We start from the raw sequence: 7,449 nt of genomic DNA, 5'->3' as shown, positions 1-7,449 counted from the left end.
CTCGTCGATGCAGGCCACGTTGAAGCCCAGCTGCGCCGCGCGGATCGCGGCGATGTAGCCGCCGGGGCCGCCGCCGATGACGATGAMGTCGAATTGTTTGTTTGCCATCTGATTCTTTCTCCTCAGATGTCGAACAGSAGGCGCGAYGGGTCTTCSAGCGCKTCCTTCATSGCSACCARGCCCAGCACGGCTTCGCGGCCGTCGATGATGCGGTGGTCRTAGSWCATGGCMAGGTAGTTCATCGGGCGGATSACGATCTGGCCGTTYTCGACCACGGCGCGGTCCTTGGTGGCGTGCACRCCSAGRATGGCCGACTGGGGCGGGTTGATGATGGGGGTGGACAGCATGGAACCGAACGTGCCGCCATTGGAGATGGAGAACGTGCCACCGGTCATTTCTTCAATGCCCAGCTTGCCTTCCGCAGCCTTCTTGCCGAACTCGGCAATCTTCTTCTCGATGTCGGCGAAGCTCATCTGGTCTGCATTGCGCAGGATGGGCACCACAAGACCACGGGGCGAGCCCACGGCGATACCGATGTCGAAGTAGCCGTGGTAGACGATGTCGTTGCCGTCCACCGATGCATTCAGCACAGGGTACTTCTTGAGGGCATGCACAGCAGCCTTGACGAAGAAGGACATGAAGCCCAGCTTGGTGCCGTGCTCTTTGGTGAAGCTGTCCTGGAACTTCTTGCGCAGGTCCATCACCGGAGCCATGTTCACTTCGTTGAACGTGGTCAGGATGGCGTTGGTCGATTGCGACTGCAGCAGACGCTCGGCCACGCGAGCACGCAGGCGGCTCATGGGCACGCGCTGCTCGGGGCGGCCGCTCAAGTCTTCCTTGCCAGCGGGCGYTGCCACCTGGGGCAGTGTCTTGGAGGGCACACCGGTGGGGATCACGCTGGGGGCTGCCACGGCAGCCTTGGCGCCACCGGCCACAGCGGCCAGCACATCACCCTTGGTCACACGGCCATCCTTGCCCGAACCGGCCACGGCCGACACAGACAGGTTGTTGTCGGCGAGCAGCTTGGCGGCGGCAGGCATGGCCACATCGCCCTTGGAGCCACCGGCAGCAGCGGGTGCGGCAACAGGCGCTGCGGCGGCAACAGGAGCTGCTGCTGCCGGAGCAGGAGCCGCGGCACCAGCCTTGCCTTCGGTGTCGATCTTGGCGATGAGCTGGTCGGCCACCACCGTGGCGCCGTCGCCCTGGATGATTTCAGCCAACACGCCAGCGGACGGTGCGGGCACTTCGAGCACGACCTTGTCGGTTTCGATCTCGATCAGGATCTCGTCCACCGCCACGGCCTCACCGGCCTTTTTCTTCCAGGTCAGCATGGTGGCTTCAGCCACGGATTCGGACAGCTGGGGGACTTTGACTTCTACGATAGCCATATCAATTCTTTCGGAATGGGGTTTTGTTCTGTTGTCGGGTCGCAGCTGGCCTTACTTGGTCAGGACAAAACCCTTGAGCTTGGCAAACGCGCCGTCCACCAGCGCCTTTTGTTGTTCCTGGTGCAGGTGCGAGTAACCCACGGCTGGAGATGCCGAAGCAGCGCGGCCGGAGTAGCCCAGCTTCTGGCCTTCGAGCATGTTCTCGTGGATGTAGTGCTGCACGAAGAACCAGGCACCCTGGTTTTGCGGCTCGTCCTGGCACCACACCACGTCGGTGGCGTTGGGGTACTTCTTCAGTTCAGCGGCAAACGCCTTGTGCGGGAAGGGGTACAACTGCTCCACGCGCAGGATCACCACATCGTCGGCTTCCTTCTCTGCGCGCTTCTTCACGAGGTCGTAGTAAACCTTGCCAGAGCATGCGATCACGCGCTTGACCTTGGCCGCCTTCTTGACGATGGCTTCATCCTGCTCGGGAATCACCGTCTGGAAGCTGCCCTTGGTGAACTCGGACAGCGGCGAGGTCGCATCCTTGTTACGCAGCAGCGACTTGGGCGTCATGATGATCAGCGGCTTGCGCAGATCACGCACCATCTGTCGACGCAGCACGTGGAAGATCTGGCTGGCCGTRGTGGGYTGCACSAYCTGCATGTTGGYGTCGGCAGCCAATTGCATGAAGCGCTCCAGGCGGGCAGAGCTGTGCTCCGGGCCCTGGCCTTCGTAGCCGTGSGGCAGCATCAKSGTGAKGCCGTTKACSCGGCCCCACTTCACTTCGCCSGAGGCGATGAACTGGTCGATCACCACYTGSGCGCCRTTSRCGAAGTCGCCGAACTGSGCTTCCCAGATCACSAGYGTGTTSGGGTCGTTCGACGCATAGCCGTACTCGAAGCCCAGGACGGCCTCTTCGGACAGGATSGAGTCGATCACAACAAACGGKGCCTGGTTSTCGGCCACGTTCTGCAGCGGCRCGTAGGTACCAATGTCCCACTTCTCGCGCTTTTGGTCATGGATCACGGCGTGGCGGTGCGTGAACGTGCCGCGGCCGCAGTCTTCACCGGACAGGCGCACGGGATAGCCGCTGGCCACCAGCGAGGCAAATGCCATGTGCTCACCCATGCCCCAGTCCACAGGGATGTCACCACGGCCCATGGCCGCGCGGTCGTCATACACCTTCTTCACCAACTGATGCGGCGTCACGCTCTCGGGGATGGTGGTGATCTTCTCAGCCAAGCGCTTCCACTCGGCCAGAGGAATCGCCGTGTCTCCAGCATCGGTCCACTTTTTGCCCAGGAACGGGCTCCAGTCCACCGCGTACTTGCTCTTGAAGTTGGTCAGCACGGGATCGACCGTGTGCTTGCCCGCATCCATAGCAGCGCGGTAGGCCTTGACCATGTCGTCGCCCAGTGACTCGCCCAGACCCTGCGCCGCCAGCTTATCGGCGTACAGCTTGCGTGTGCCGGGGTGTGCGCCGATCTTCTTGTACATCAGCGGCTGCGTCAGAGCCGGGGTGTCCTGCTCATTGTGRCCCAGCTTGCGGAAGCAGATGATGTCSACCACYACGTCYTTCTKGAACTCCATGCGGAASTCRAGSGCGAGCTGRGTGGCSARSACCACGGCTTCSGGATCRTCRCCGTTCACGTGCAGTACGGGYGMCTCGATCATCTTGACGATGTCSGWGCAGTACAGCGTSGAGCGGGTGTCACGTGGATCAGACGTGGTGAAGCCGATCTGGTTGTTGATGATGATGTGCACCGTACCACCCGTGTAGTAGCCACGGGTCTGGGCCAGCGCCAGAGTTTCCTGATTGACACCTTGGCCTGCAAAGGCTGCGTCACCGTGCACCAGCACTGGCAAAACCTGCTTGCCGTGTGGATCGGCACGGCGGTCCATGCGAGCACGCACAGAGCCTTCGACCACGGGGTTCACGATTTCCAGGTGCGAGGGGTTGAATGCCAGCGACAGGTGAACCGGACCGCCGGGGGTCGTCACATCCGAGCTGAAGCCCTGGTGGTACTTCACGTCACCCGCAGGCAGGTCTTCGGGAGCGGTATGATCGAACTCAGCGAACAGGTCCTTGGGCATCTTGCCCAGCGAGTTGACCAGCACGTTCAGGCGGCCGCGGTGGGCCATGCCGATCACGATTTCTTGTACGCCCTTGGCGCCTGCAGATTGGATGAGTTCATCCATCGCAGCAATAAAGCTTTCGCCGCCTTCCAACGAAAAGCGCTTCTGCCCCACGTACTTGGTGTGCAGGAAGCGCTCCAGCCCTTCAGCAGCCGTCAGGCGGTCAAGGATTTGTTTTTTCTTGTCAGCACCAAAGCTGGGCTTGCTGCGGATCTTTTCCAGCTTCTCCTGCCACCAGCGCTTCTGGTTCTGGTCGGTGGCGTACATGTATTCAGCGCCGATGGAGCCACAGTAGGTCTCACGCAGCGCGTTGATGAGTTCACGCAACGTCATCGACTCTTTGCCGAAGAACGTGTTGCTGRTGTTGAACACCGTTTCCTGATCAGCGTCGCTGAAACCGTAGAACGAAGGCTCCAGTTCAGGAATTGCGGGACGCTCTGTGCGCTTGAGCGGATCCAGATCGGCCCAGCGCTGACCCACATTGCGGTAAGCGGCGATCAGCTGCTGAACGGCGGTACGCTTGCGGCCCAGTTCAGAGTCGGCGCCCGTCGCAACCACAACCTTGGTGCCGCCTTGCTTGGCACGCTCGGCAAAGGCATTGATGACAGGCAGATGGGGAACGTCTTTGGCGTTGCTGCCATCCACGGCGGGGACATGCTGCAGCGCGTCAAAGTACTCGCGCCACGTATCTGGCACGCTACCGGGATTGGCGAGATAGTTCTCGTACATCTCTTCGACATAGGGCGCATTGCCGCCGAAGAGGTAGGTGTTGCCTTGGTAGGCTTGATAGACGGATGTCGTATCGCTCATATTCCGCTGACCTCCGCTTTCCTTGGGAAAGCATTAGCTGGTTGAGAAACCTTCCGCGACACGGCTGAACCGGTTGGCGGATGCGACTGTGGCTGGGGAAGGGCCTTGGTACGGGCGCCATTGTGCCACCGAACCGAAGCCCACCCCAAAAAGTGGATCCAGACCATCGCCGCACAGCACAAGAAGCTGCGCCGATCAGCGCCTCGCGTACATTCCGGGTATCCCATTGCAAACCCCACTCCATGCCGCATCAACACCTCCAGGACAAAGCCTTTTTGCTGCTGCTCACCCTCGTCACCGTCGCGTTCGGTGCGATCCTGTGGCAGTTTCACGGAGCCGTTTTCTGGGGCGTCATCCTCGCCATTCTTTTTGCCCCACTGCACCGCAAACTGCTGCGAAAAATGCCCAAGCGGCCCACGCTTGCGGCCTTATGCACACTCGGTTTGTGCCTTGTGGTGGTGATCTTGCCGATGACGGCCATCACGGTGTCGCTCATTCAGGAAGCCACCGCAATCTACGAGCGGGTGCGCTCAGGCCAAATCAATTTTGGGCTGTACCTGCAGCAGGTCATTGCTGCACTGCCAGCTTGGGCTGCAGGCCTGCTTGACCGCCTCCAACTGACCAGCGTAGGCGAGTTGCAGCAAAAGCTCTCGTCCTTCGCGGTACAGGCCAGTCAATTCGTTGCGACACAGGCGCTGAGCATCGGTCAAAACACCCTGGAGTTCATTGTCAGCTTCGGCATCATGTTGTACCTGTTGTTCTTCCTGCTGCGAGACGGAGCCAGTCTGGCACGGCGTATCGGGCAGGCCACCCCCCTGGAAGAAGCGCACAAGCGCCAACTGGTCGGTAAATTCACGACCGTGATCCGAGCCACGGTCAAAGGCAACATTGTGGTGGCGGCTTCTCAGGGCGCGCTGGGCGGCATGATTTTCTGGATCTTGGGCATCCAGGGACCGGTGCTGTGGGGGGTGCTCATGGCCTTCCTGTCCCTTTTGCCAGCCGTGGGCGCCGGGCTGATCTGGGTGCCTGTGGCCATCTACTTTCTGGCAACAGGCGCTATGTGGCAAGGCGTGGTGCTGACTGCATTCGGCATCTGCGTGATCGGACTCGTGGACAACATCTTGCGCCCCATACTGGTAGGCAAAGACACCAAGATGCCCGACTACATCGTGCTGATCTCTACCCTGGGCGGCATGGCCTTGTTCGGACTCACGGGGTTTGTGATCGGTCCAGTGATAGCTGCACTGTTCATGGCCAGCTGGGACCTTTTTTCACCACCGCCGGAGGCGGACGCACCCACCCGGTGATCCCCCCGCCTCGGCCACGTGTACCAGTCAGGGGGCATCGATGGTCTTTTACTGGCGCTTTAAATGGCCGCAAAAAACAAAAGCCTCCCAAGGGAGGCTTTTGGCTGAAAACACATTCAATGATGCGCTTTGAATCGGATGGTAGGACGTACAAGATTCGAACTTGTGACCAACGGATTAAAAGTCCGCTGCTCTACCAACTGAGCTAACGTCCCGACCGATTGCAGCTATCGTGTCTATTGCTGCAAAGCCTTGGATTATAGCGTCTTTTTTCCAGCCAATTTGGAATTGGTTGCAAGTTTATCGAGCACCCAGCCTGCGGCACATTGGCCGAAGGTCGCGGTCACAGCGACCACCGAGCCGTAGCCGTGGCAGTTCAAAGAACCATCGCCATCGATATTGCAGGAAGCATCTGGGGGTGCCACGGCCTCGCGGCTGAAGACACAGGTGACCCCGATCTTCTTGCCCTCCCGCGGTGCGCCATGGTGTTTGCGCAGCTGATAGCGCATTTGGGCCAACAGCGGGTCATGGGTGGTCAGAGCGAGATCATCTACATCCACCTTGTGCGCATGCCGCTTGCCCCCTGCTGCACCCACGGTGATGTGCAGCACCCCATGGGCCTGCGCCCATATGGACAGTGCAGTTTTGGCTTTGATCTGGTCACAGGCATCAATGAGAGCGTCTACGGGCGTTTGCAGCAAGGCCGGCCAGTTTCCAGGCTCCACAAACTCCTCTACGCAATGAACGATGCAGTCCGGGTGGATTTGTGCGATGCGATCACGCATGGCCAAAACCTTGGCCTGTCCCACCGTATCGGTGAGCGCATGGATCTGTCGGTTGATGTTGGATTCAGCCACATGGTCCAAGTCGATCAGGGTAATTTGCGCGACGCCGCTGCGCGCCAGGGCCTCTGCGGCCCACGACCCGACTCCACCAATACCAACCACGGCCACGTGCGCGGAGCGAATTCTGGCTGCGCCCTGCACTCCGTAGAGCCGCTGAAGCCCACCAAAGCGGCGCTCCGAAGCGCGCTCCGCACCACCATCTGGCGCAGCCTGCGAGGCAAAAGCCACATCACCCGCCATCACTTGAGCCGGGACAGGCGTTCTTTAGCGGCCACAGCGGCCTCAGACTGCGGATAAGCCCGGATGAGGTCTTCCAGTGTCTTGCGCGCGGTGCGTGTGTCTTTGAGCTCAATCTGGCAATTGGCGATGGACAGAGCTGCCTCGGGCGCACGGGCGTGCGTGGGGGCGTCGGTCAGCATTTGTTTGAAATTGCCGATGGCTTCCTTGTACTCCCGCGTAGCGTACTGGGCATTTCCCAACCAGAAACGCGCAGAGGGCACGTAGCCGCTGCGCGGATACTGCCGCACAAAGCCCGCGAAAGCGACGCTTGCATCGGGGAATTTGCCGGAGCGAAAGACAGCCAGAGCCGCCTCAAATTCCCGCTTTTCGGCAGGATCTGCCTGGAAATCGCGGCCATCCACATTGACCTTGATGGGCTCAAACTGCCGCAATCGCTCATCCACGCCCTGCGCGATGTCTTTCTGCCGACGCTGCAGTTCACCGACATCGCGCAACAGCTGCTCGTTCTGGCCGTTGAGTTTGGCCTGCTCGGCACGCAAGGTCTCGATCTGCGTCTGCAAATCCAGCAGACTGCGGCGCAACTGAGCGTTTTCTTCGCCCAGCTTGCGCACCTCTTCGGCAGAACGCTGCTGAGACAACTGCAGCCCATCAACGCGCTGTCGCATCTCCAGGATAGCCCGTCGCGCTTCGCCATCTTCAAAGATGGCGGCATGGGCAGAAGACATCGACACAGCGAGC

General features: G+C 60.4%; 6 protein-coding genes and 1 tRNA gene. 1 reads left to right on the top strand and 6 read right to left on the bottom strand.

The features are described from left to right. From AC04MI_RS21685 to AC04MI_RS21675, 3 genes are all read right to left on the bottom strand, one after another. The coding region (locus tag AC04MI_RS21685; protein ID WP_476498663.1) for an FAD-dependent oxidoreductase at nucleotides 1–108 on the bottom strand (108 nt) is incomplete at its 3' end. A gap of 14 nt (nucleotides 109–122) precedes the next feature. Next, the gene (odhB, locus tag AC04MI_RS21680) at nucleotides 123–1,388 is read right to left on the bottom strand and encodes a 2-oxoglutarate dehydrogenase complex dihydrolipoyllysine-residue succinyltransferase (RefSeq protein WP_476498661.1); all 1,266 of its coding nucleotides are present in this window, start codon (nucleotides 1,386–1,388) and stop codon (nucleotides 123–125) included. A 51-nt stretch (nucleotides 1,389–1,439) separates the two neighbouring features. After that, nucleotides 1,440–4,319: a 2-oxoglutarate dehydrogenase E1 component gene (locus AC04MI_RS21675; RefSeq protein ID WP_476498660.1), complete on the bottom strand. Its 2,880-nt coding sequence runs from the start codon at nucleotides 4,317–4,319 to the stop codon at nucleotides 1,440–1,442. A 242-nt stretch (nucleotides 4,320–4,561) separates the two neighbouring features. On the opposite strand from AC04MI_RS21675, the gene AC04MI_RS21670 reads away from it, so the two are divergent. Then, the gene (locus AC04MI_RS21670; protein ID WP_436077513.1) at nucleotides 4,562–5,626 is read left to right on the top strand and encodes an AI-2E family transporter; all 1,065 of its coding nucleotides are present in this window, start codon (nucleotides 4,562–4,564) and stop codon (nucleotides 5,624–5,626) included. A gap of 139 nt (nucleotides 5,627–5,765) precedes the next feature. On the opposite strand, the gene AC04MI_RS21665 is transcribed toward AC04MI_RS21670, so the two are convergent. From AC04MI_RS21665 to ybgF, 3 genes are all read right to left on the bottom strand, one after another. Further along, nucleotides 5,766–5,841: transfer RNA gene (locus AC04MI_RS21665), tRNA-Lys, on the bottom strand. Between the two features lie 42 nt (nucleotides 5,842–5,883). Next, nucleotides 5,884–6,711: a tRNA threonylcarbamoyladenosine dehydratase gene (locus tag AC04MI_RS21660; RefSeq protein WP_436077190.1), complete on the bottom strand. Its 828-nt coding sequence runs from the start codon at nucleotides 6,709–6,711 to the stop codon at nucleotides 5,884–5,886. Next, the gene (gene ybgF / locus AC04MI_RS21655; RefSeq protein ID WP_476498662.1) at nucleotides 6,711–7,436 is read right to left on the bottom strand and encodes a tol-pal system protein YbgF; all 726 of its coding nucleotides are present in this window, start codon (nucleotides 7,434–7,436) and stop codon (nucleotides 6,711–6,713) included. The genes AC04MI_RS21660 and ybgF overlap by 1 nt, the downstream gene beginning before the upstream one ends. Between the last annotated feature and the right edge of the window lie 13 nt (nucleotides 7,437–7,449).

It is taken from the genome of Acidovorax sp. LjRoot204 (assembly GCF_056175785.1).
The sequence above is the reverse complement of the archived record's forward strand: the minus strand, read 5'-3'. Positions and strand labels throughout refer to the sequence as shown.

Bases quoted from the DNA above. Each gene is read 5' to 3' on its own strand.
- AC04MI_RS21670 (WP_436077513.1), top strand. From the start codon at position 4,562: ATGCCGCATCAACACCTCCAGGACAAAGCCTTTTTGCTGCTGCTCACC.
- AC04MI_RS21660 (WP_436077190.1), bottom strand. From the start codon at position 6,711: ATGGCGGGTGATGTGGCTTTTGCCTCGCAGGCTGCGCCAGATGGTGGT.
- ybgF (WP_476498662.1), bottom strand. From the start codon at position 7,436: ATGTCTTCTGCCCATGCCGCCATCTTTGAAGATGGCGAAGCGCGACGG.